We start from the raw sequence: 21,647 nt of genomic DNA on the forward strand, positions 1-21,647 counted from the left end.
CAGTTGAAACACGAGGCGGAAACCGTCGAAAGCGGCTTCATCGAGCGCGGCCAGCGCGGCTATCGGCCGACCATGCTGGCGCTGTTCCTCGGCGCCTTCTCGACCTTCGTGCTGCTTTACTGCGTTCAACCGCTGATGCCGATTCTGTCCGACGCTTTCGATATCGATGCCGCGACCAGCAGCCTGTCGCTGTCGGTCTCCACCGGCATGTTGGCGATCGGGTTGTTGATCACCGGGCCGATTTCGGACGCGGTGGGGCGCAAGTCGGTAATGACGATCGCGCTGCTGGCAGCTTCGACCTGTACGCTACTGGCGGCGGTCATGCCCAACTGGACAGGCATCCTGATCATGCGGGCCTTGGCTGGACTATCGCTCTCCGGCCTGTGCGCAGTGGCGATGACCTATCTCAATGAAGAAATTCATCCGCGTTACGTCGGCCTTTCAATGGGGCTCTACATCAGCGGCAATTCGATCGGCGGGATGAGCGGACGCTTGATCAGCGGCGTCATGGTCGACTGGGTGCCGTGGCGCTGGACGCTCGCCATCATTGGCATCGTGGCCCTGATCGCAGCGATCCTGTTCATGTGCTGGCTGCCGCCATCGAAGCACTTCACGCCACGTCCGCTGAACTGGCGCAACGTGTTGTCCGGATTCACCGTTCACTTCAAGGATCGGGGGCTACCCTGGCTATTCGTCGAAGCTTTCCTGCTGATGGGAGGCTTCGTCACGCTCTACAACTACATTGCTTATCGTCTGCTGGCCGAGCCCTACCAGGTGAGCCAGGCCCTGGTCGGCCTGCTCTCGATTGCCTATCTCTCCGGTACCTACAGCTCGGCCTGGGCAGGGTCGCTAGCGGATCGTTTAGGGCGCCAGCGAATATTCTGGATGTTCATCGCGATGATGCTGGTAGGGCTGGCGATCACGCTGTTCGAGCCGATCAGCCTGATCCTGATTGGCATGCTGGTTTTCACCTTCGGCTTTTTCGCCGCGCACTCGCTGGCCAGCGGCTGGGTTGGCCAGCGCGCCAGGCAGGCCAAGGGGCAGGCGTCATCTCTCTATCTGTTCAGCTATTATCTGGGTTCCAGCGTGGCAGGCACCTTGGGTGGGGCCTTCTGGTTCTGGGGCGGCTGGAATGGGGTCTCGCTATTCATCGCGGTACTCTTGCTGGCCGCGCTGGCGATTGGCGCTCTGCATCTGAGGCGCCTGGAAGCCGCCTGACACCGAGTGCGCGTGTTAGATGACACGCTTCGAACGACAAGGCCGTCGATCTGAGTCAGTTCAGGATCGACGGCCTTTTTTGGTTCGCTGACGGGTATTATTTGGCGAACAGCTGGCCCATATCCTTGAATGCCTTGAACTCCAGCGCGTTACCGCACGGATCCAACAGGAACATGGTCGCCTGCTCGCCAGGCTGGCCCTGGAAGCGAACATAAGGTTCGATCACGAACTGAGTGCCAAACCCTTTGAGACGCTCGGCCAGTGCTTCCCACTCCGGCCAGCTCAGCACGATACCGAAGTGCGGCACTGGCACATCGTGGCCGTCGACCGGATTGGTATGAGCCGATTGCTGCGACGGCGTCTGCGGGTGCTCGTGAATTACCAGCTGATGGCCGTAGAAGTCGAAATCGACCCACTGCTCGCTGGAGCGACCTTCACTCAGGCCGAACGTCTCGCCGTAGAATTTGCGCGCTGCGGCCAGATCGTGGACCGGAATGGCGAGGTGGAAAGGGGAAAGTGCCATGGAAGAGCTCCTGAAAAGCGTGGGTAGAATTCATAGTGGTGATGGTTCCTTCAGAGTGACTGCATTGTGACGGCGAATAAATTTGATGAAAAGCGCATAATATTGCTGTCTGATATAAAATATTTTGAATTCATGGCGCCGCTTTTCCCTCTATGTTCAAAGAACTCAGAACCTTTCTTGCCGTCGTGCATCACGGCACGTTTTCCGCTGCTGGCAGTGCCGTCGGGCTGACCCAGTCAGCGGTCAGTGCGCAGATTCGCAAGCTCGAGTCCGATATCGGCGAGTCGCTGTTCGAGCGTACCGGACGTGCCGTTCGGCTCAATGCGGCTGGACGCCGACTATTGCCGCAAGCCAATGAGATGCTGGCGCTGGTCGAGCGGATCCGGCATTCCGGGGCGGACGGTTTGACTGGCGAATGGCATCTCGGAGCGATCGCCAGTCTGCAGAGCGGGGTGTTGCCCGAGGTTCTGCAGACGCTGACTCGTGATGTGCCGGGGGTCATGACGCGCATCGTACCCGGTGTATCGTTGGCGCTGCTCGACCAGGTCGACAAAGGCGATCTGGATATGGCGCTGATCGTCCGGCCGCCGTTTGCGCTACCCGCGGATCTCCATTCCCGCGTCATCGCTCGAGAGCCGTTCGTGTTGATCGCGCCGCCCCATGCCGAAGGCGGTACGGTGGAATCGCTGCTCGAAAACTATCCACTGGTGCTTTACGACCGGGGCTCCTTCGGTGGGCGTCAGGTGGTGCGTTTTCTCGAACGGCGGAGGTTGCGGCCGGAAATTCGACTGGAGCTCGATGAAATCGATGCCATCGCGCGAATGGTGGAGTGCGGTCTGGGCGTCGCTCTGATCCCGCTGACAGGGCTTTGGCAGCGTCAACAGCCGCTGCCGGTACGCGTGATTTCACTGGAAGAGCAAAGCTTCCATCGAGAACTGATCATGGTGTCGCGACTATCGCCGGATCAGTCGCCGCTGGTGGCCTTGATCGAAGAGGCGCTGGTGGACACGCAGAGCACTCCCTTCCCAATCAACGAACCGATGCAATGAAACGGTGAAAATCATTCGCTTTTTTAGCGCTGGCTGTGCCCTAGACTGCAGGCCAGTCTCTTGGCAAGTAAATCGCTAAAGGAAGCTTCCATGCCTACGTACACACCACGCCGTGTCATCGCCCAGCATGCTGCGATCCGCGATGATATCGGCGATCTGACGACTCGCCGGCCGTTACCGGGCCCCGGGCTCGATCAGCTCGATCCGTTTCTGTTTCTCAACCATCACGGCCCGCAGGTCTATTCCACCAACAATGGCGGTCTGCCGTTCGGGCCGCACCCGCACCGCGGTTTCGAGACCGTGACGTTCATTCTGGAAGGCTCGCTGGCACACGCCGATAGCGCCGATCATCAGAGCGTAATCCGGGCGGGTGGCGTGCAGTGGATGACGGCGGGAAGCGGTATCGTGCATGCCGAAATTTCGCCGCCTGAGTTTCTGAGCAAGGGCGGGCCGCTGGAGATTCTGCAGCTCTGGATCAACTTGCCTGCGCGATTGAAAATGAGCGAGCCGCGCTATATCGGATTGCAGCGAGATTCGATTCCTGCCATTGCGCTGGAAGGTGGCGGTGAGCTTTGCCTGATCGCCGGCGAGCATGACGACACCTCAGGACCCATCGAGACCTTGACCGACGTCTTCATGTCGACGCTTTCGGTTCCTGCCGGGGCAAGCCATCGATTGGCAGTGCCTGTCGGCCGTCAGGTCTTCCTCTATGTCATCGATGGTGAGGTCACCGTGGGTGGCGAGCCGGTCAGGGCGCAGCATCTGGTCGAGCTGGAGCGTGACGGTGATGGGATCGATATCGAAACCACTACCGACGCCCGGTTGCTCTTCGGCCACGCCGATGTCATTGACGAGCCCGTGGTCTCGCATGGCCCGTTCGTGATGAATACTCGTGACGAGATCGCCACGGCGATCGATGATTATCAGGCGGGGCGTTTCGGCGGTCTGGCGCAATAACACGAATTGCTTCGGCGGTGTTCAGCGCTTGCTGTAAAGGCGTTTTTCGCGATACCCCGGCACTTTCTGCTGTTCCAGCTCGGTCTTCTTCCAGCGCTTGTATTCCCATTGATACTGGGCCGGATCGAGAGCGATGGCGGACTCGACGCAGGCGTTGACACCGGCGGCCGACGTCACCTCGTCGGTGTCGTAGACGCGGTGGTCGGCTGCGATAAAATGAATCGCGAAGCCGCGACCATCGGGTAGACGCTTGGCAACGCCGGTGACGACGCGGGCCTGGGTTCGAGCGACCAGTTTGGGTAACAGCGTGGCGGTATAGGCGGGGCGGCCGAAGAAGTCGGCAAACACGCCGCTGCCCCAATCGGGCTCCTGGTCAGGAAGAATACCCACCGCCTCGGCACGCTTGAGTGCCTTCAACAGGGCCGCGACGCCCCGTGGGTTGGTGGGCACCAGCTCGGCGCCCATGCGTTCACGGCCGTGACGGATGACAGGATCGAGATCGGCCATCTTGGGCGGCTCATACATGGCCGTGAACGGGAAGTGGCTCGATAGCCAGAAATTGAGCACCTCCCAGTTGCCGAAATGCGGTGCCAGCACGATAACCCCACGGTCCTCGGCGCGTGCGTCATCGAGTAGCTCGCGGCCATGGACCTCGACGATGGCAGCGTCGACTCGCTTCGGCTTGGCGACCCACGCGAACCCCAGCTCCAGCATGGTGGCGGCAGAGTGACGCAGGCTGGTTTTGATCCGGCTGCGGCGCTGCTCGCTACTCTCGTCAGGGTACGCGACTTCGAGGTTGCGGCGGGTAACGTGGCGCTCCCGACGTGAACCGGCATATAGCACGTGGCTGGCGGCGCCCGCCAGCGACCACATCGTCTTCAGTCGACAGTGCGACAGCAGGCGCCATAGCGTATGAATGGCGCGGGCTTGCAGACCTTCGATCATTCGTTTCTCTCTTTTAATACCCGTTTTCAATATGCGCTTTTATTCGCCGGTCCTTGGGCCGTCTCCAGTCGAGACATGCGTCGGTGGCGTCGACCGTGACCACCTTGAGCAGCGCTACCTCGCCGACCTCGCCGAGCGGCCGGCACGACTCCGATGGCGATCGGCGTTGGGTGAACGCGGGGAGGTATCCTGGGAGCGGGACATAGTGACAATCACCAACAAGAGATAGGCGCTCATTATCACGCCGCGCAGCAATGCGAGCAAAGGTCATGGCCCTTCGGGTTTTATAGCGCGGAGCGCCGTGCGGCAGCTACATTTGTTCCATGAATCCATCTGACAGGGGCCCACAATGACCAACGCCCATGAACAGAGCGAACATCGACCCGCGATCATCGCGCGGCAGCGGTGCCGGGTGGAAGCCTTATGAAACCCCTTGCGAGCACAGGGTTTGCGCTGTTGGGGGCAGGGCTGATCGCGATCAGTTACGGCCTCGCGCGTTTCGCCTTTGGGCTGTTCGTGCCGCCCATCCGCGACGAGCTGGGCCTCGCGCCGGACACGATCGGCATCATCGGCGCGCTGCCGCTGATCAGCTTCCTGTTCGCCACCCTGGTTGCGCCACTTGCCACCCACTATTTCGGTGCCCGCAATGCAGCGGTGCTCTCCGGGGCGTTCGGGGTCGGCGGTCTGGCGCTGATTAGCCAGGCCTCCGGCGCGCTGTTGCTCGGCGCGGGGGTGTTCGCCTGCGGCATCTGTACCGGTCTGATGATGCCTGCGCTCACGGCGGCCATGCAGGCGCTGGTGAAACGCTCGCTGCATGGACGCGTAAGCTCGGTGATGAACGCGGGTACCAGCATCGGTCTGGTCTTGGCCGTACCGACGGTGCTGTTCCTGACCGGGGCCTGGCGTTTCGCATACGTCTCATTTGCCGTAATAGCGGTCATCGGCGTGGTCGCTGCGTGGCTCTTCCTACCCTCGGTGTCGCGAATCACTCCGTCGAATGCCGCACCGCCGCCGCCGATCAGCGCGCTGCCGTGGTCGCGTCTGGTCAGGCTCTCGCTGTTTGCCTTCGTGATGGGCTTCGTTGCATCCGCCTACTGGATATTCGCGCCCGATCTGGTGGTCAGCCTCGGTGGTTTGCCGCCCAGCGCCACCGGGTGGCTGTGGCTCGCGGTAGGCATCGCAGGCCTCGGCGGCGCCTTCGTGGCCGACCTGGCCGATCGCAACAATCCGCCTATCACGCAAGCCCTGATGCTGATGATGCTCGCCGCGAGCCTGGCCTTGCTCGCGGCCAGCCCCGGCCAGTCGGTGCTGGCGGTCTTTTCCGCGCTGATCTTCGGCTTGGCCTACATGAGCCTGACCGGACTCTACCTGATGACCGGCATTCGCCTGTTGCCGGGCCGGCTGGCAGCGGGGCCGGTACTGCCTTTCATGGCCTTGTCGCTGGGACAAGCGACCGGCTCGCCCGTCGTCGGCCTGCTGGTTAACGCATTCGGTTACACCCAGGCATTTGCCATGTTCTCGGCGCTCGGCATCCTGGTGGCTATCCTCTCGCCCTTCTACCCCGGCTACATCGCTCAGGCTGAAGAGGAAGAGAGCGACGAAGAATCCGGCCTTCAGGCAGCCTACGATTATCAGCTTCAAGACGAAGTCGGCGAGCCACTGGAACCTGCAGCGGATGACGCGGAAAACCCGGAGTCAGTTGATAAGCGCGGAACGGGTGATGAGCCGCGGCCACCTTGAGTTGAGCCGACCGGCATCACAAATAGCATGGAAAAGGTCATCTCTGCATCACGCGTGGCGAGATGCAGAGATGCTAGCTAGCGCCCGGCAGGACTTCATCGCCTGTCTGCTGCCGGTTTACCGGGGCAAGCCACGGCTGGTGCCCATTCAGCCGGTGCCACGCCAATCAGCATTACCATAGCCAGCTATCGACCTTGTCAGGCGCGCGGTGTTCCTGCAATGCCTTGAACCCTATCACGCAGCGCACAATCAGCCAGACGGTTTGCAGTGCCATGAGCACGAAACCGATCAGCACGAAGGCCAGTATCCAACTGATACAGGCGTAGAGCAGGCCGATCCAGAAAGTACGAATATGGTAGCGATAGTGCTCGTCCAGCCAGCGTGGGCCATTGCCCCGGTAGACGTAGGCGATGATCACGCCGATAACCGGCGTGATGCCGGTGATGAAGACGCCGAGGAGCAGGGCATACACGATCATGGCTAGCGTGGTGTCTGGGCGCTTGGCTTCGGTGTTCGATTCGGCGATAGGGGTATCGAGCGGTGAAGACATAGGGTTCCTCTCGTCGGCTTATCGGGGGGTGTCCGTATTTTGCCGCCGAGAGGCGTCAGGTGCCACTTCCTCGGGAATGGCAGTGAAAATGGCGAAACAGGTGGAATCCTGAGCGTTATTCGATGAGCAGGTTGTCCCGTCGCCTCGTGGGGGCAGTCTCGACAAGAGGATCGCGGCCGCCACGCAGAATCGAGTTGCCTTCGAATAGCGTGCGTTGGTCGATGGGGTCTGGATCGAGCCAGTCGGAGGCCTGCATCTGACCGCTCTTGCCGTAGACAGTGAGTGCGTTTTCATAAGTGACCCGACGCACCACGGACTCGGAAATACCGGACTCGAGCGCCAACTGCGCAGTCTTGGGAACACCAAGGCAGTCGGAAATTCCCCAGTCGCAGGCGCTGTCAACGATGATGCGATCACCGCCATACTGCTTGAGCAGTTCGACCATGCGCGCATTGCCCATCTTGGTCGAGGGGTAGATGGAAAAGCCTGCCCAGTAGCCCCGATCCAGTGTCTCGCGCACCGTCTCTTCATTGTTGTGGTCGATCACTACCCAGGAGGGATCGAGACCCATCTCTTCGCACACGTCCATCGAGCGTGAGGTGCCACGCTTTTTATCGCGATGAGGGGTATGCACCATTACCGGCAGCTCGAGCTCCTTGGCCAGGGTCAGCTGGGCACGAAAGTATTTGTCCTCGAGCGGTGTCTGCTCGTCGTAGCCGATCTCACCGATGGCAACCACGCCTTCCTTCATGGCGAAGCGCGGTAGCCACTCCATCACGCCTTCGGCCAGTGCCTCGTTATTGGCTTCCTTGGAATTGAGGCCGATGGTGCAGTAGTGACGGATGCCGAACTGGCCGGCACGGAAGCGCTCCCAGCCGACCAGCGAAGAAAGATAGTCGACATAGGTGCCGACGAAAGTCCGTGGCTGGCCGACCCAGAAGGCCGGCTCGACCAGTGCCACGATGCCAGCGGCAGCCATGGCTTCGTAGTCATCGGTGGTACGAGAGACCATGTGGGCGTGGGGATCGATGAACATCTCAGGCGGCCTCTTGCAGAGTCAGGTTGTCCCAATTGATGCGACCCTCTGCCACCAGTGCGGTGGTGTCGGGTGTGGTCAGCAACAGGGTTCGAGCGGAAGGGGTGTCGGAAGCGGTCAACGCGAGGGTGGCTGCGCCACGTTCGTCGGATGTTCCCGCCAGTGCGCGCTGCAGCGCCTCGTAAGCCGATACGCTCTCCGCGAAGGGGCCAATGCAGCGCCATAGCTCCGGGCTGACCTGGCGTCCGGCAGCCCAGCGCTCCTGGGCGTAATCGAGCAAAATTCTCGCCAGCTCGGCGTTGGCGCGTTGGTCGAGGCCGACGATCGGTCCCAGACGACTGCCGATAAATAGCGCCTTGAGTACTATGTGGTTCCAGCGATGCTCGTCGAAGTGATCGCGCGGATAAGGGTTGCGGTGAACGATGGACTCGAATACTGCCCGCATATTGGAGCGCAGCCCTTCGCCCACTTCGAAGGTTAGCGACTCCGCCTGGGAATAGAGCGCCAACCCTCGATATAGCGTGATCAGTTCACGGGCATCGGCGGTTCTGACCAGGTCCTGAAACGTGTCCGGGAACGGGCGAGGACCACGGAAGGTCAGCAACGCGGCGATGCGGGCCGCGCCATCGAGACTCCAGCCCGAGGGATTCCAGCCTGGGTAGGCCCGATTCGCCAGCGCCAGATCTGCTGGCGATAGCGCCAAATCCTGCTTGCCGAGACGTCGGGGTGCCAGGCCTAGAAACAAGTGCAGATCGCACTCGTTAGCGCTCTCGCTGAGTCGGGCGTACTGCGCGTCGAGCCATTCCGCATGGTCGGGTGTCTGGCGGTAGACCCACTCGCGGAGTAGCTCCAAAGATGTAACTGGCATGTAAGATTCCGGCCTGATGTTCGATGCCACTACTTTATCGACTGTTGAAAACAACTCCCAAGCTCAATTAACTGGCTAATTAATGTGCCGTTTTCGAGTAATGGATTCGTTTTTACAATTGAGGTTTTTGAGTCTATTTGAATCTGATCTAACCAGATTTTTCGTGTTAATTGCGGATAATTGAGCGAAAAAATGAATGTCGATTGTCTGATGACACGTTGGCTGATAAGGAGTCTTTACATATCGTTTCGATAGGTCGTGACGGTGGGAACCCTATGACTCAATCGGCAGGCAGGAGCCATGCACAATACCCTGGTAATTCTCGTGGTGGGGTTGACGCCCCGTCTGGTCGGTGAACACACGCCGGCCTTGAAACGTCTTGCCGAGCGTGGCGGAGTGCGCCCGCTCAATACCGTGACGCCTGCGGTGACATGTAGCGTGCAGGCAACGCTCGTGACCGGTTTGCCACCCAGCGAGCATGGTGCCGTGGCCAATGGCTGGTATTTCCGGGATCTTGCTGAAGTGTGGTTCTGGCGCCAATCCAATCGTCTGGTCACCGGTGAAAAAATCTGGGAAGCCGGCAAACGGAAGAATCCCGACTTTACCTGCGCCAAACTGTTCTGGTGGTACAACATGTACTCGACGGCAGACTGGAGCGCGACTCCCCGGCCCATGTACCCTGCAGACGGTCGCAAGTTGCCGGATCATTACACCTCTCCGCCTGCACTGCATGACGAACTCGATGAACGATTGGGAACGTTTCCGCTGTTCAGCTTCTGGGGGCCGATGGCCGACATCTCCTCGAGCCGCTGGATCAGCGATGCCACGCGCCATGTCATGGAAACCCGCGACCCGACACTGACGCTGACCTATCTGCCGCATCTGGACTACAACCTCCAGCGTCTGGGGCCGGATCTTTCCCACCCTGAATTGCAGCGTGATCTCAGAGACGTCGATGCGTTGTGCGGCGAGCTGATCGACGCGGCCGATCGGGAAGGGCGGCGGGTCATCGTGGTGTCCGAATACGGGATTACACCGGTGCGCGATGCCGTCCATATCAATCGCGTGTTGCGCGAGGCAGGCCTGGTGGCCGTGCGTCGCGAGAAGGCGCAGGAACAACTCGATGCCGGCGCCTCACGGGCATTTGCGGTTGCCGACCATCAGGTGGCGCACGTCTACGTCAACGACCCGACAGAGATTCCGAAAGTCAGGGCGCTGCTCGAAGGACTCGAGGGTGTGGAGGCCGTCTGGGGCGATAGCGAAAAACGTGAACAGGGGCTCGACCATCCCAACTCGGGAGATCTGGTGGCGATTGCCGAACCGGATCGGTGGTTCAGTTACTACTACTGGCTGGATGACGCTCGAGCGCCGGACTATGCGCGTACCGTCGATATCCACCGCAAGCCGGGGTACGACCCGGTGGAGCTGTTCTTCGATCCTGCGCTGAAGTCGCCCAAACTGTCGGCGGGCTGGCGTCTCGCCAAGCGCAAGCTGGGCATGCGCCAGCTGCTGGATGTCATTTCTCTCAAGGACACCACGCTGGTCAAGGGCGCCCACGGGAGGGTGACAGACGACCCAGACATGGGGCCGCTGGTGATCTCGTCCGAAGCGGACCTGCTGCCGCAGGGTGCGCTCAAGGCCGTCGATTTCAAGGCGCTGGTACTGACACATGTATTCGGGGACGAGAAAGGTGATACGTCGTCGCGGGAGACCGCTGCCGATGCTGCCAGCGCCTGAGGCGGTCGCGCTTCAGCGTCGAGTCATGGCATAGGAAAGATATCGGGAGACGCAGGAAAGCCGGGGCGACATCTTCACGATGCCGCCCCGGTTTTTTGTGTTTCAGAGGTTGTCGTCGATCAAATGCTATCTCTCCAAGTGTTCAAGCAAGTGTTCAAGTGCCGGAAGTTACTCGCTGCAGCGCCAAGGTCGCGGCGAATGCCAGCACGCCCAGCAAAGCCATCCCATCCGCTCCCATGGCCGCCATCAGCGTGGCGTCATAGAGCGAAATCGCAGCGATAAGACCCACGACGGCACGGGGCACGTCTCCCGGCGCGCGGCGGAAAAGCCACATCAGACAGCGTGCTCCCCAGGCCAGATAGCCCAGCCATAGCATCAGGGCGAGTAGTGAAGGTTCGGGGCCGATCAGCATGGTAGCCAGCATCAATACGACGGGGACTGCCAATACGCCGAGGGGCCAAGCCGCACCCAGACGGTCGTAGGCTTCCTGGCGAGCGGCGTAGGTCAGACCGACGACATGGCAAGCGAGGCCTAGCGCACCCCATACGACCATGTCGTTGAGCGTATTGGTGACCACCAGCGCTGCCGTCAGATAGGTGAGAAAACGGCACGCCCCCATCAGCAGCGGGCTCCAGCCGATCCGCTTGTGCCACCAGTCGTAGCTCAGGATCGCGGCGATCAGCGCAAGCCCCGTCACCCCGGCAGAGGGGTGGCTCAGGAACAGCAGTAGACCTCCCAGAGCGAGCATTCCGGCACCCAGCAGCGAGACGGTCAGGCGGTCGATATCCCCCCGCGGGATCGGCCGATCGGCGCGCTCACGCGCGTCGATCTCGGCATCGCAAGCATCATTGAGATACATGCCGCCGAGGTAGAAGAGCGTCAGTGCCAGCAGCAGAGGCAAGGCGGTGCCAGAATGCCATAGAGCACCGGCCCCCGCGCCGGCCAGTACGACCCCGGCCAGCACGTTGCTCCAGACCGTGGGCAGGTTGGAAACCCGGCCCAGTTCCAGCCAGACTCTCGAGTTCAGCCCGGGTACCTTTGAACTCCGTAGCGTGGAAGCCTCTGGTTCTGATATTGGCACGTTCAGGTCAGCTGCTGCTTGACCCAGGTCAGTTCCCGCGCCACGGCCGTCTCCACGCTCTCGGTGCGTAGGTTCTCCGGTAATACCTGCCATGTGTAGGTCTCCACTTCCAGATGCTGGGAAATCGGCTGCTGACGATGCAGAGCGAGAATGTCGGCGAGAAACGACTGCGTGGTCTCGAACGGCGGAATCGTCTCCACGAAGATCGGCACGTGATAGTGGATCCGCCATTCCTCGCCATCGGTGCGGGCGTCGTCAGCTAGCGCCTCGGGAAGGTCCGCATATCGCACCAGCCCGTGGTCGGTGGCTACCACGACCTGGTGCAGATAGGTGCGTTCGCAGAACGGGACCAGCGCCTCGCGTTTGGCGGCATCGAACTGCGGAATCCGCAGTGCCGCGCTCAGTTGCAGCTTGTGGATGGGAATGCCGGCCGTGCGCAGCGCCTCGATACTGGTGGCAGGATCTTCGAACTCGACGGCGGCGTGACAGACGTCGTAACAGACGCCGAGGTGGCGTGGCAGCGCCTGCTTCGCCTCGTCGAGCGACAAGCCACTGAGCTCGCTCAGGCGCGCTGCAGCGGCGTCGGAATAGAGCCAGTCGCGGAAGAAGGCAACGGTTTCCGCGATGGTTTCCAGAAAGCAGTGGGGCTCGGGCTCCAACGCAATCGCGATGGTCACCTGGGTCTGTCGAGCCAGCTCCACACAGTGAGCCGCCGCCTTGAGCAGATTGTCCGCCATCTGCGATTGTGCGCCCTCGGCCAGGGGTTTGAAGGTGCCGGGTACGGTGCTCAGGCTCAAGGTATCGCCAGCGGCACCGAGTTCACTCATCAGATCGGCCAGCCAGCAGGTATAGTCCAGTCGGGCGCGCTGCTTCCAGTCGGGCTGATAAACGTTCTGTTTGACCGGGATGCCATGGAAGGGGCCGAACGGGAACCCGTTCATGGTCACCACACGGTAGTTCTCCCGGGCGAGAATGTCCTTGAGCTCGGCACGTGCGTCGGGGGCGCGAAGTTCCTCTAGCGCCTGGGCGGACAGGCGCAACCCCACGCCGAAGGTCGCTTCCGGGGAGACGGCTTCACGCACCCGTTTCACCGGCCCGAGCAGCGCGTCACGTACGGCTTCCCAGGTCTGGGTCGGATGAATATTGAGACAGTAGGTCAGTTGACCCAGATCATCAGGCAGCTGCATGGCTATTCGCCTCATCGCGCAGCCAGTCGATCGCGGCTGTCATGGTGGTTTCATCGATCTCGTGAACGTCGTGCCCGCGACCCAGGCCGGCCAGCAGCGTGATCGTGAGTTCGCCGCCGAGATGTTCCTGGAATTCTCTAAGACCCGTCAGTATGGCGGGCTGGCCATCGTCGTCGATTTCCAGCAACTGGGCATGGAAGACTGGCAGACCCAGGCGCTTCAGCAGCCACACGATGCGCCATTCGGCACCGGCGGGAAGCAGGCCCGTCAACACGGAATAACGGGCATCTAGGGCGATGCCGATGGCGACGGCTTCGCCGTGGCTGATGCCGTGATGGGTCAGCGTCTCGAGTTTGTGCGCCGACCAGTGTCCGTAATCCAGCGGGCGAGACGAACCCAGTTCGAACGGGTCGCCGCCGCGGCCGATCTGCTGCATGTGCAGCTCGGCACTGCGTCGGATCATGATCTCTTCGGTGCGCGGGTCGAACTCGGCCAATGAATCGGCGTTGGTCTCGAGCCAGTCGAAAAAGGCACCATCGCGAATCAGGGCCACCTTGATCGCCTCGGAGATACCGGCGATCCGATCTCGTCGCGAGAGCGTGCCGAGAAAATCGAAGTCGTTGAGCACCGCCCAGGGCGGGGCGAAGGTACCGATGAAATTCTTGTGACCTTTGAAGTTGACGGCATTCTTGACCCCGACGCCGCTATCGTTCTGTGACAGCACGGTCGTCGGCAGACGAATCAGTCGCACGCCGCGATGACCCATGGCAGCGGCGAGGCCGAGCGCATCCAGTACCGCACCGCCGCCAATGACGATGACGTAGGCATGCCGATCGACACCAAAGCGCTGGATATCTTCCAGCACCCCGTCGATCGTCTCACGATTGGTCTTGATGGATTCTCCACCCGTTACCGTGATCGGCGCGGTCACCAGGGTCATCTGACTCGCATGGGTAGCGAAGTAAGCGTTGATTCGGGACTCGAGGTCCGGCCAGGTAGCGGCAATGCCGGCATCGACGTAAATCAGGCAGCGGTGATTCTTGCGCGGCTCTTTGCGTGAAATGACGTCGGCCAGCAGCGAGTTGTCGGGGGAAAAGATTTCCCGGGTGAACGCGACGGGATAGTCATAGGCAACGGAAAATCGCTGCCAATGGATCTCTGTCGATGATGAACGTTGAAAGGTATCGTGCTGCCTGATCGACTGCGGCTGCGTCGTGAAGGATGGCGAATCGAGGGCGACATTGCCATCGATCGAAAACGATAATGCGGGCCGGTTCATGAAGTTATCGCCTGCGTAAGGGGTCCGAAAACGAAAAAGCGGACCGCTTCGTTATCGGGCGGTCTCGCTTGGCCTCTAGCTTGGGTTTCACGGAGCTAGCTTCGGGGTTCTACGGGGCAGGCGACAAGAATGGTTCTTTTGCTACGAAGTATTAGCAGCATATCGAGTTTTTGAACGTGTCGACTCTCATTAAAACGTCGGCAGCGATAAAAAGGCGGCGTCAAATGCCTGTGCCGCCTCGACATTTCTATCGGATTTTCATCGGTTGGTTCGGCGGCGATCATCCTTTCAGCGGTGAAGGAGTGACATCCTCGGGAATCGGGCAGCAATAGGGTTGCCGACGCGTGGCCGAGCCCAGCTCTTCCTGTGCTTCGGCCAGAGTGGCGGGGGTCTCGAGCAGCGCCACGGCTGTGCCCGCCATTACCTTGGCCGCCTGCAGCATGCCTTTATGGCCCAGCGAACTGCGGCCCTGTGCGACCACCTGCCAGGTATGCAGAGGTGTGCCCAGCGCGAAGCAGTTGACGTAGCACTGAGCGGTCGGTACCACCCAGCTCACATCTCCTACGTCAGTGGAGCCATACATCAGCGCTTCACTGGCGCTGTAGGGGGCGAGATCATCGACCAGCGCCTTGCCGTCGAGCTCGTCGACATAGGCCTCGGCGGCTTCTCCACCGGCGCTGACGATGTTGGCGTAGGTAGTGCGCAGGTCGTCCTCGCTGACCGTGGAATGGATCCGCTCTGCGTAGGCCTTTTCTTTCTCGTCGTGACGCGGTGCCCCGAACGCCTCGAACTGGGCCTGCATCAGCCTTTCCAGCGTGCGATTGGGGCGGTAGCCGGAACACGCCTTGTCGAACACCATCTCGACCTCGGTACCGGTCATCATTGCTGCGCCTTGGGCGATCTTCTGGATACGCTCGAAGATCGCCTGGACGTCGGCCATGCGCCTGGCGCGCATCAGGTAGAGCACCTCGGCCTCGGCTTGAACCACGTTCGGTGAGGCGCCGCCGGTGCGGGTGATCGAGTAGTGAAAGCGGGCATCCGGCACGACGTGCTCACGCAGGTAGTTGGCACCGACGTTCATCAGCTCCACGGCATCCAGTGCGCTACGGCCGAGATGAGGCGAGTTGGCTGCGTGGGCGGCCGTGCCCTTGAAACGGAAATAGGCTTGAATGTTGGCCAGCGTCGGGGTCGAGAAGATGGCGTTGAACGCCTGGGGATGCCAGGTCAGGGCGGCGTCGACATCGTCGAAGACACCTTCGCGCACCATGAAGGTCTTGCCGGAGCCGCCTTCCTCACCCGGGCAGCCGTAGAAGCGAACCGTGCCCGGCAGGCCGTGGGTCGAGCGACGCTCTTCCAGATAGTCACGCACGCCGACGGCGCCGGCCAGGGCGGCGACGCCCAGCAGATTGTGACCGCAGCCGTGACCGTTGCCGTCGGCGACCAGGGGTTCCGCCTCGCTCGACTCACCTCGCTGGCTCAGCCCGGCCAGGGCGTCGTACTCGCCGAGCAGGGCGATGACCGGCTTGCCACTGCCGTAGCTGGCAACGAAAGCCGTCTCGATGCCGGCGATACCCCGTTCGACCTGAAAACCCTCGGCTTCCAGCGCGTCGCTCAGCGTCTTGGCGGAGCGGGTCTCCTCGAAACGGGTCTCAGCGTATTCCCATACCTGATTGGCGTAATCGATGAAGCGATCGCGTTTGGCTTCGATCAGCACATCGAGCCGCCGGGTGGGGGAATCGGTAGCAGTTGCGTCCATGAAAAACTCTCTCTTTAAAACGTCTCGAAACCTTGGCGGCGAAGGGCAGCATCGCCGGCCTGAAGTGCCAGGTGGGCCAGGGTGCCAATGGCCAGCGGGAGCACGTCCTCGTCGAAATCGAAGCGCTGATGGTGGTGGCCGGCGGCGAGCTCGGTGCCGAAGACCATGTATGTGGCCAGGCCGTCGCGCTCACGTACGCGCTGCATCATGGTGGTGGCATCCTCGGATCCGGACGGGCGATTTTCGGTCGCGATCACGGTGTCGATGCCGGGCAGGTCGGTAATCTGCCGTTGAATGAACTCGACCAGCGCCGGGCTTGGCTCGCAGTTGCGCGCTTCGCCGGCAAGACGGTATTCCATCTCGACGCCTTGCATCGACGCCGCGCCACGCAAAACGTCCAGCGCTCGGCGCTGCATTTCATCGTTGATTTCGCTGGTTTCACCCCGGGTCTCGAGTTTGAGAGTAGCGTTGGCCGGCACCACATTGCGGCCGCTGCCGGCGTTGAGAACCCCGACGTTGATGCGTGAGGCACCGGCACTGTGACGCGGAATGGCGTGTAGGCCGAGCGCGGCCTGGGCGGCGGCCAGCAGGGCGTTGTTGCCGGCCTCCGGGTTGGCGCCAGCGTGAGCGGGCACGCCGGTAAAGGTTGCGTCGAGTTTGGTGGTGGCGAGATAGCCGTTGTGACCACAGATGACCGTTCCCTTGGCCACGCCGGTGCCGATATGGGTGGCGATGAAGATGTCCACATCGTTGAGTACGCCGGCTTCGACCATTGACCTGGCGCCGCGTACGCCCTCTTCGGCGGGCTGGAAGATCAGCTTGATCCGACCGTTCAATTGCGGCATCAGCTCGACGAACAGCCGCGCCAGACCGAGGCCGATGGTGGTATGCCCGTCATGGCCGCAAGCGTGCATCATGCCGGCGTTGCAGGAGGCGAACCCCTCGCGGGCCGGACGATGTCTCTCTTCACGGGATTCATCGAGATCGAGCGCGTCGAGATCGACGCGGTAGGCCAGCGTCGGCCCCGGTCGGCCGGTATCCCACTCCGCCACCACGCCGGTATAGCCACCGGTGAGCGCCGGTAGCCAGCGCTCGACGGCACCCTGATCGCGGGCGCGGTCGAGCGCCTGGGCCAGGAACTCGGGCTCGGGCACGCCCATGCGGCTGTCGGCATCTATCACATCGCGACCGATGTTGACGCGATAGCCGAGTCGGTCCAGCTCCTCTGCGACTATCGAGGCAGTGCGAAATTCGACCCAGCCGGATTCGGCATGGCGATGGAAATCCCGTCGCCACCGTTTTAGTTGCGGTATCAGGGCCTCGACCGCAGGTTCGAGATCGGGCGTGGTAACGATACTCATGGTGGGGTTCTCCGTGTATCCGGTGTCGTCATGCGTTCTTTCACATTCTGGCTCTGGTGAAGTCTCATGACGGCAGGTAGGTGGTGATACCCGGACCGTAAGGCAGGCCCAGAAGATAGAACGCCGTCAGCAACAGAATCCAGATGCTCAGAAACGCCAGGGTGTAGGGCAACATCAGCGACATCAGGGTGCCGAGCCCGGCGTTCTTGTCGTATTTCCGGATGAAGGTCAGTACCACGATCATGTAGGGGTTGAGTGGCGAGATGATGTTGGTCGATGAATCGGCGATACGGTAGGCGACCTGGACGAAGGCCGGGTGATAGCCGAGCTGCATGAACATCGGCACGAACACCGGGGCCTCCAGCGCCCACTTCGCCGATCCGCTGAAGATCAGCAGGTTCATGCAGGCCGTGAAGACGATATAGCAGAGAATGACCGGGAACCCGGTGAAGTCCATGGCAGTCAGCAGGTCGGCGCCATTGACGGCAATCCAGGTGCCGATGTGCGACCAGTTGAACCAGGCGATGAACTGGGAGGCGGCGAAGATCAGCACGATGTAGCTGCCGAGATCGCGCATCGCCTCGGCCATGTTCTCGGATACGTCGCGCGAGCGTTTGATACGCCCGACGGTAATCCCCCAGGTCACGCTGACGGTGATGAAGAAGAACAGGATGATCGGAATGATGCCGCTCAGGAACGGCGATGGAATCAGGCCACCCTCCGGTCCGCGTAGCGGAGAGTTGGGCCAGAACAGCAAGGTCGCGATGGCAGCAACGTAGATCAACGCGGCGATACCGGTATTGCGCAGACCGCGACCGGCATTTTCCGGCTCGCGGCTCTCGACCTGCTCGACATCGCCCTCATAGGTGCCGAGGCGGGGTTCGATGACGCGCTCGGTGACCACGGCGGCAACGACGGTAAGTACGAACACCGAGACGCAGTTGAAATACCAGTTATCCACCGGCGTCACCGTCATGTCGCTGCTGACGATACGCGCCGCTTCGGTAGAGATGCCCGAGAGCAGGGCGTCGGTTCCGACGATCAGCAGATTGGCGGTGAAGCCTGCCCCGGCGCTGGCGAATCCCAGCGCCAGCCCGGCAATCGGATGGCGCCCGAGGGAGTGATAGACCATGGCCGCCAGTGGCGGCAGCAGGATCAGCGAGGCGTCGGAAGCGACGTTCATCATGATCCCGGTGAAGGCGACGGTGTAGGTCACCAGGCGCTTGGGCGCCGAAAGAATGGTATGGCGAATCAGGGTTTCCAGCAGACCCAGCTTTTCGGCCAGCCCGATGCCCAGCATCATCGACAGTACCAGGCCGAGCGGTGCGAAACCGGTGAAGTTATCGAGCATCGAATCGAGAATGAACTGGATCCCTTCGCCGGAGACCAGACTGCGGATCGCTTCCACCTCACCGCTGCCCGGGTGTTCGACGGTGGCCCCCGCCGCGGCGAACAGCGCCGAGGCGACCAGAACGACCATCGCGAGCATGACGAAGATCATGAAGGGGTCGGGGAGTCGATTGCCGAAACGCTCGATAGCGTTCAACAGTCGGATCGACAGCCGCGGACGAGCGGTATCGCGGGAGGCGGTCGCTTCCATGGAGTACTCCTGAGACGATTGTTGTAGACCGGGTGAGCCGGTCGGATGTTGTATCGCGCTAGTGGCAGTGCTCGGGCCGGCGGTCGGTTGTGTTATGGCGCCTGACCCCGAGCGGGTCGCTGTCTCTATCTGAAAACGTCGATATGAAGACGTTGATCCGAAGACATCGACCTGGAAACACAGTAGGGCCGGCTCGGGATCGGCAAAAGATGTCGATTACTTTTTGGTGATAACCTGCGGTGATCACGAGCGTGGGGTTCACCGGCATGCAGTATCCGATCAAGCTCCATCAGATTCGGGCTTTCGTAGAAGTGTCGCGTTGCGGCAGCATACGCGCCGCGGCGCGCGAGTTGGGGCTCTCTCAGCCGGCGTTGACCAAGGCGATTCGAGAACTGGAAGAGGGGCTGGGGGCGGCGCTACTGCTGCGGACTTCCCAAGGGGTGACGCTGACCGACTCCGGCCGCGCCTTCGAACAGCACGCGCATCTGATCATCGAAGAGCTGCGCCGGGCGCGGGAAAATGTCGAGCAGTTGAACGGTGTGCTGCGGGGGCAGATCGTGATGGGGGCTTCGGCAACGGTGGCGCGTACGCTGCTGCCGCAGGTGGTCGGTCGCTTTCGACGTGAACTGCCCAACGTCAAACTGCGCGTCATCGAGGGTCAGCTGTCGTCAATGGTGGCGGGGCTGCGGGACGGCGAACTGGATTTCTCGATCAATACACTCTCCAGCGGCGTGCTGGATAGCGATCTCGAGGCGATCCCGCTTTTCTCGACGCCGTTCGTGGTGGTGCTCAGACGCGACCATCCCAAAGCAAGCGCCAAGACTTTGAAAGAGCTGATCGATTGCGACTGGGTGCTACCCACGGCGCGAAGTGGCTATTACGCGGACCTTGCCGATACGTTGGAGCGCCACGGTTTTTCACGCGACCAGGTCAGCGTGGTGTGCGATTCCTTCACCACCTCGCTGAATCTGATCCAGCACAGCGAGATGGTGGGTGCATTTGCCTCACAGATGACCGCGCAGCATGGGATGGGTGAGCTGATAGAGCTGACCCTGGAAGATCCGTTACCCATGGCGACTTTCCACCTCATCAAGCGTCGCGGCATCCCGTTGACCCCCGTCGCTTCGAGGTTGGCACAGATGTTCGAGTACGAAAGCCGGAGAGCGTAGCGGGCCGGCCGGTACTTCCTCCGCCTTACGCCGACTTGCCGGCGGGTTCCGCGCGTGGCGCTTCCACCGGTTCCTCCTCGACGCCGTCGAGACGGTCGGCGCGACGCAGCACCGGGAAACTCCACATCCACAGGCCGACGATCGCCAGCGTACCCACCGAGCCGATCACCGCCGCCGGTACGGTGCCGAACCACGAGGCGGTGACGCCGGACTCGAACTCGCCCAGTTCGTTGGAGGCACCGATGAACAGCATGTTGACTGCGTTGACCCGGCCGCGCATCTCGTCCGGCGTCGCCAACTGCAGCAGGGTCAGGCGGACGTAGACGCTGATCATGTCTGCGGCGCCCGCGATCAGGAGTGCGCCGAACGAGAGCCAGAACCAGTGGGAAAGCGCGAAGACCAGATTGGCGATGCCGAATACGGCTACGGCGGCAAACATGATCATACCCGCATGGCGCTTGATCGCGCGCACGCCGAGATAGAGCCCCATCACAAAGGCACCGACGGCGATGGCGCTGCGCAAGGCGCCTAGCCCTTCCGGGCCGACATGAAGAATTTCGTGAGCGTAGACCGGTAGTAGCGCGACGATACCGCCGAACAGCACGGCGAACAGGTCCAGCGAGATGACCCCGAGAATCACCGGTTTGTTGCGGATGTAGTGAATGCCGGCAGTGAAACGTTGCCAGGCGGTGTCGGTGGTTTTGATGCGTTCGAACGCATAGCGCACCGGAACGCCGGCCAACGCCATTTGCGCCACGAGAAAGCAGCCCAGGTTGACGCTGTAGGTCAGCGTCGGGCCGAAGGCATACAAGAGGCCGCCCAGCATCGGGCCACCGATGACGCCGATCTTCATGATCGACGAGTTGACCGCGATCGCCTTGCCCAGTTGGTCACGGGGTACGATCTGAGGCAGCAGGCTCTGCAGCGTCGGCCCGGTGAAAGCTCGGGCGGCGCCGAACAGCACCAGCACCGCGTAGAACGGCACCGGCGAATCGGGCTGCTTCAACGACAGCAGAATCAGCAGTCCGCTGCAGAGTGCCTGGGCGGCCCAACTGAGTTGCAGGATCCGTTTGCGATCGAAGCGGTCGACCACGTCACCGGCCGGCAGCAACAGCACGACCATCGGCAGAAACTGCGCCAGGCCCACATAGCCCAGCGTCAGCGGATCGTGGGTGATGTCGTAGACCTGCCAGGCCACCACGATCGCCTGGATCTGCATGGCGAAGACCGCGCAGAGGCGCGAGGCAAGAAAGGGAATGAAACCGGGTTGACGATAAACGGGACTGTCGGGCGTTGCGGAAGCGTCTGCGGGCATGGTGACCTGGTCGTGAGGCAGGGAAGCGGCGGGTTAGCGTGCTAATCGCTCAGCATACGCCGTTATGCGGCAAAAAGCCGCTGGTCGCCATGGCTCATCGCATGGCCGGTCATCTATCCCATCACATAACCCGTCAGTCGGGCCTCGATAGATGCCATTTCGATAGCGTTTATACAGGGCAATCGGGCTCTTGGGATAACGCTGGATAATGGTGAGCGGGTCGATGCGCCAAAGCGGCGCAATGGGCCCTTTTCTAGCCGTTTTTTGACTTCTTTT

General features: G+C 61.5%; 18 protein-coding genes. 6 read left to right on the forward strand and 12 right to left on the reverse strand.

The window, feature by feature from the left end; translation table 11 throughout:
- Positions 1-3 precede the first annotated feature (3 nt).
- Positions 4-1,218 (forward strand): MFS transporter, encoded by a 1,215-nt coding sequence (locus DOM27_RS07640; protein WP_245392634.1) that lies wholly within the window; start codon positions 4-6, stop codon positions 1,216-1,218.
- A gap of 97 nt (positions 1,219-1,315) precedes the next feature.
- Here the strand turns inward: DOM27_RS07640 and DOM27_RS07645 are convergent, their stop codons facing one another.
- Complete coding sequence (locus DOM27_RS07645) at positions 1,316-1,741, reverse strand: VOC family protein (RefSeq protein WP_110655450.1); 426 nt, start codon at positions 1,739-1,741, stop codon at positions 1,316-1,318.
- A gap of 152 nt (positions 1,742-1,893) precedes the next feature.
- On the opposite strand from DOM27_RS07645, the gene DOM27_RS07650 reads away from it, so the two are divergent.
- Both DOM27_RS07650 and DOM27_RS07655 read left to right on the forward strand, forming a co-directional pair.
- Positions 1,894-2,790 (forward strand): LysR family transcriptional regulator, encoded by an 897-nt coding sequence (locus DOM27_RS07650; protein WP_110655451.1) that lies wholly within the window; start codon positions 1,894-1,896, stop codon positions 2,788-2,790.
- 90 nt (positions 2,791-2,880) lie between these two features.
- Positions 2,881-3,747: a pirin family protein gene (locus DOM27_RS07655; RefSeq protein WP_110655452.1), complete on the forward strand. Its 867-nt coding sequence runs from the start codon at positions 2,881-2,883 to the stop codon at positions 3,745-3,747.
- Positions 3,748-3,768: 21 nt separating this feature from the next.
- Here DOM27_RS07655 and DOM27_RS07660 read toward each other — a convergent pair whose 3' ends face one another.
- Positions 3,769-4,692, reverse strand: a complete 924-nt coding sequence (locus DOM27_RS07660) for a lysophospholipid acyltransferase family protein (RefSeq protein WP_110655453.1) — start codon at positions 4,690-4,692, stop codon at positions 3,769-3,771.
- A gap of 423 nt (positions 4,693-5,115) precedes the next feature.
- On the opposite strand from DOM27_RS07660, the gene DOM27_RS07665 reads away from it, so the two are divergent.
- Positions 5,116-6,432, forward strand: a complete 1,317-nt coding sequence (locus tag DOM27_RS07665) for an MFS transporter (RefSeq protein ID WP_110655454.1) — start codon at positions 5,116-5,118, stop codon at positions 6,430-6,432.
- A 172-nt stretch (positions 6,433-6,604) separates the two neighbouring features.
- Here the strand turns inward: DOM27_RS07665 and DOM27_RS07670 are convergent, their stop codons facing one another.
- The 3 genes from DOM27_RS07670 to DOM27_RS07680 all read right to left on the reverse strand — a co-directional run bounded on the left by DOM27_RS07670 (position 6,605) and on the right by DOM27_RS07680 (position 8,886).
- Positions 6,605-6,982, reverse strand: a complete 378-nt coding sequence (locus DOM27_RS07670) for a DUF4870 family protein (protein ID WP_110655455.1) — start codon at positions 6,980-6,982, stop codon at positions 6,605-6,607.
- Positions 6,983-7,097: 115 nt separating this feature from the next.
- On the reverse strand, positions 7,098-8,018 hold the full coding sequence (locus DOM27_RS07675) for a TatD family hydrolase (protein ID WP_110655456.1): 921 nt from the start codon (positions 8,016-8,018) through the stop codon (positions 7,098-7,100).
- Position 8,019: 1 nt separating this feature from the next.
- Positions 8,020-8,886, reverse strand: a complete 867-nt coding sequence (locus tag DOM27_RS07680; RefSeq protein WP_110655457.1) for an EboA domain-containing protein — start codon at positions 8,884-8,886, stop codon at positions 8,020-8,022.
- A 300-nt stretch (positions 8,887-9,186) separates the two neighbouring features.
- Between DOM27_RS07680 and DOM27_RS07685 the strand changes: the two genes are divergently transcribed.
- On the forward strand, positions 9,187-10,623 hold the full coding sequence (locus DOM27_RS07685; RefSeq protein WP_110655458.1) for an alkaline phosphatase family protein: 1,437 nt from the start codon (positions 9,187-9,189) through the stop codon (positions 10,621-10,623).
- Positions 10,624-10,777: 154 nt separating this feature from the next.
- Here the strand turns inward: DOM27_RS07685 and DOM27_RS07690 are convergent, their stop codons facing one another.
- From DOM27_RS07690 to DOM27_RS07715, 6 genes are all read right to left on the reverse strand, one after another.
- Positions 10,778-11,704: a UbiA family prenyltransferase gene (locus DOM27_RS07690; protein WP_223162305.1), complete on the reverse strand. Its 927-nt coding sequence runs from the start codon at positions 11,702-11,704 to the stop codon at positions 10,778-10,780.
- A 2-nt stretch (positions 11,705-11,706) separates the two neighbouring features.
- On the reverse strand, positions 11,707-12,891 hold the full coding sequence (eboE, locus tag DOM27_RS07695; RefSeq protein WP_110655459.1) for a metabolite traffic protein EboE: 1,185 nt from the start codon (positions 12,889-12,891) through the stop codon (positions 11,707-11,709).
- The gene (locus DOM27_RS07700) at positions 12,878-14,170 is read right to left on the reverse strand and encodes a 3-dehydroquinate synthase (protein WP_110655460.1); all 1,293 of its coding nucleotides are present in this window, start codon (positions 14,168-14,170) and stop codon (positions 12,878-12,880) included. The genes eboE and DOM27_RS07700 overlap by 14 nt, the downstream gene beginning before the upstream one ends.
- A gap of 280 nt (positions 14,171-14,450) precedes the next feature.
- A complete protein-coding gene (locus tag DOM27_RS07705) occupies positions 14,451-15,926 on the reverse strand; it encodes a M20 family metallopeptidase (protein ID WP_110655461.1) in 1,476 nt (491 codons plus the stop codon).
- A gap of 14 nt (positions 15,927-15,940) precedes the next feature.
- Positions 15,941-17,287, reverse strand: a complete 1,347-nt coding sequence (locus DOM27_RS07710) for an amidohydrolase (protein WP_110655462.1) — start codon at positions 17,285-17,287, stop codon at positions 15,941-15,943.
- 64 nt (positions 17,288-17,351) lie between these two features.
- On the reverse strand, positions 17,352-18,887 hold the full coding sequence (locus DOM27_RS07715; protein WP_110655463.1) for an AbgT family transporter: 1,536 nt from the start codon (positions 18,885-18,887) through the stop codon (positions 17,352-17,354).
- Between the two features lie 239 nt (positions 18,888-19,126).
- Here DOM27_RS07715 and DOM27_RS07720 point away from each other — a divergent pair, with 239 nt between their 5' ends.
- Positions 19,127-20,056: a LysR family transcriptional regulator gene (locus tag DOM27_RS07720; protein ID WP_157956732.1), complete on the forward strand. Its 930-nt coding sequence runs from the start codon at positions 19,127-19,129 to the stop codon at positions 20,054-20,056.
- Positions 20,057-20,081: 25 nt separating this feature from the next.
- On the opposite strand, the gene DOM27_RS07725 is transcribed toward DOM27_RS07720, so the two are convergent.
- Positions 20,082-21,371 carry an MFS transporter gene (locus DOM27_RS07725; RefSeq protein ID WP_110655465.1) on the reverse strand — a complete coding sequence of 430 codons (1,290 nt, stop codon included), beginning with the start codon at positions 21,369-21,371 and terminating at the stop codon, positions 20,082-20,084.
- Positions 21,372-21,647: the final 276 nt, after the last annotated feature.

Source organism: Salinicola halimionae (genome assembly GCF_003206065.1).
Classification (GTDB): Bacteria; Pseudomonadota; Gammaproteobacteria; order Pseudomonadales; family Halomonadaceae; genus Salinicola; species Salinicola halimionae.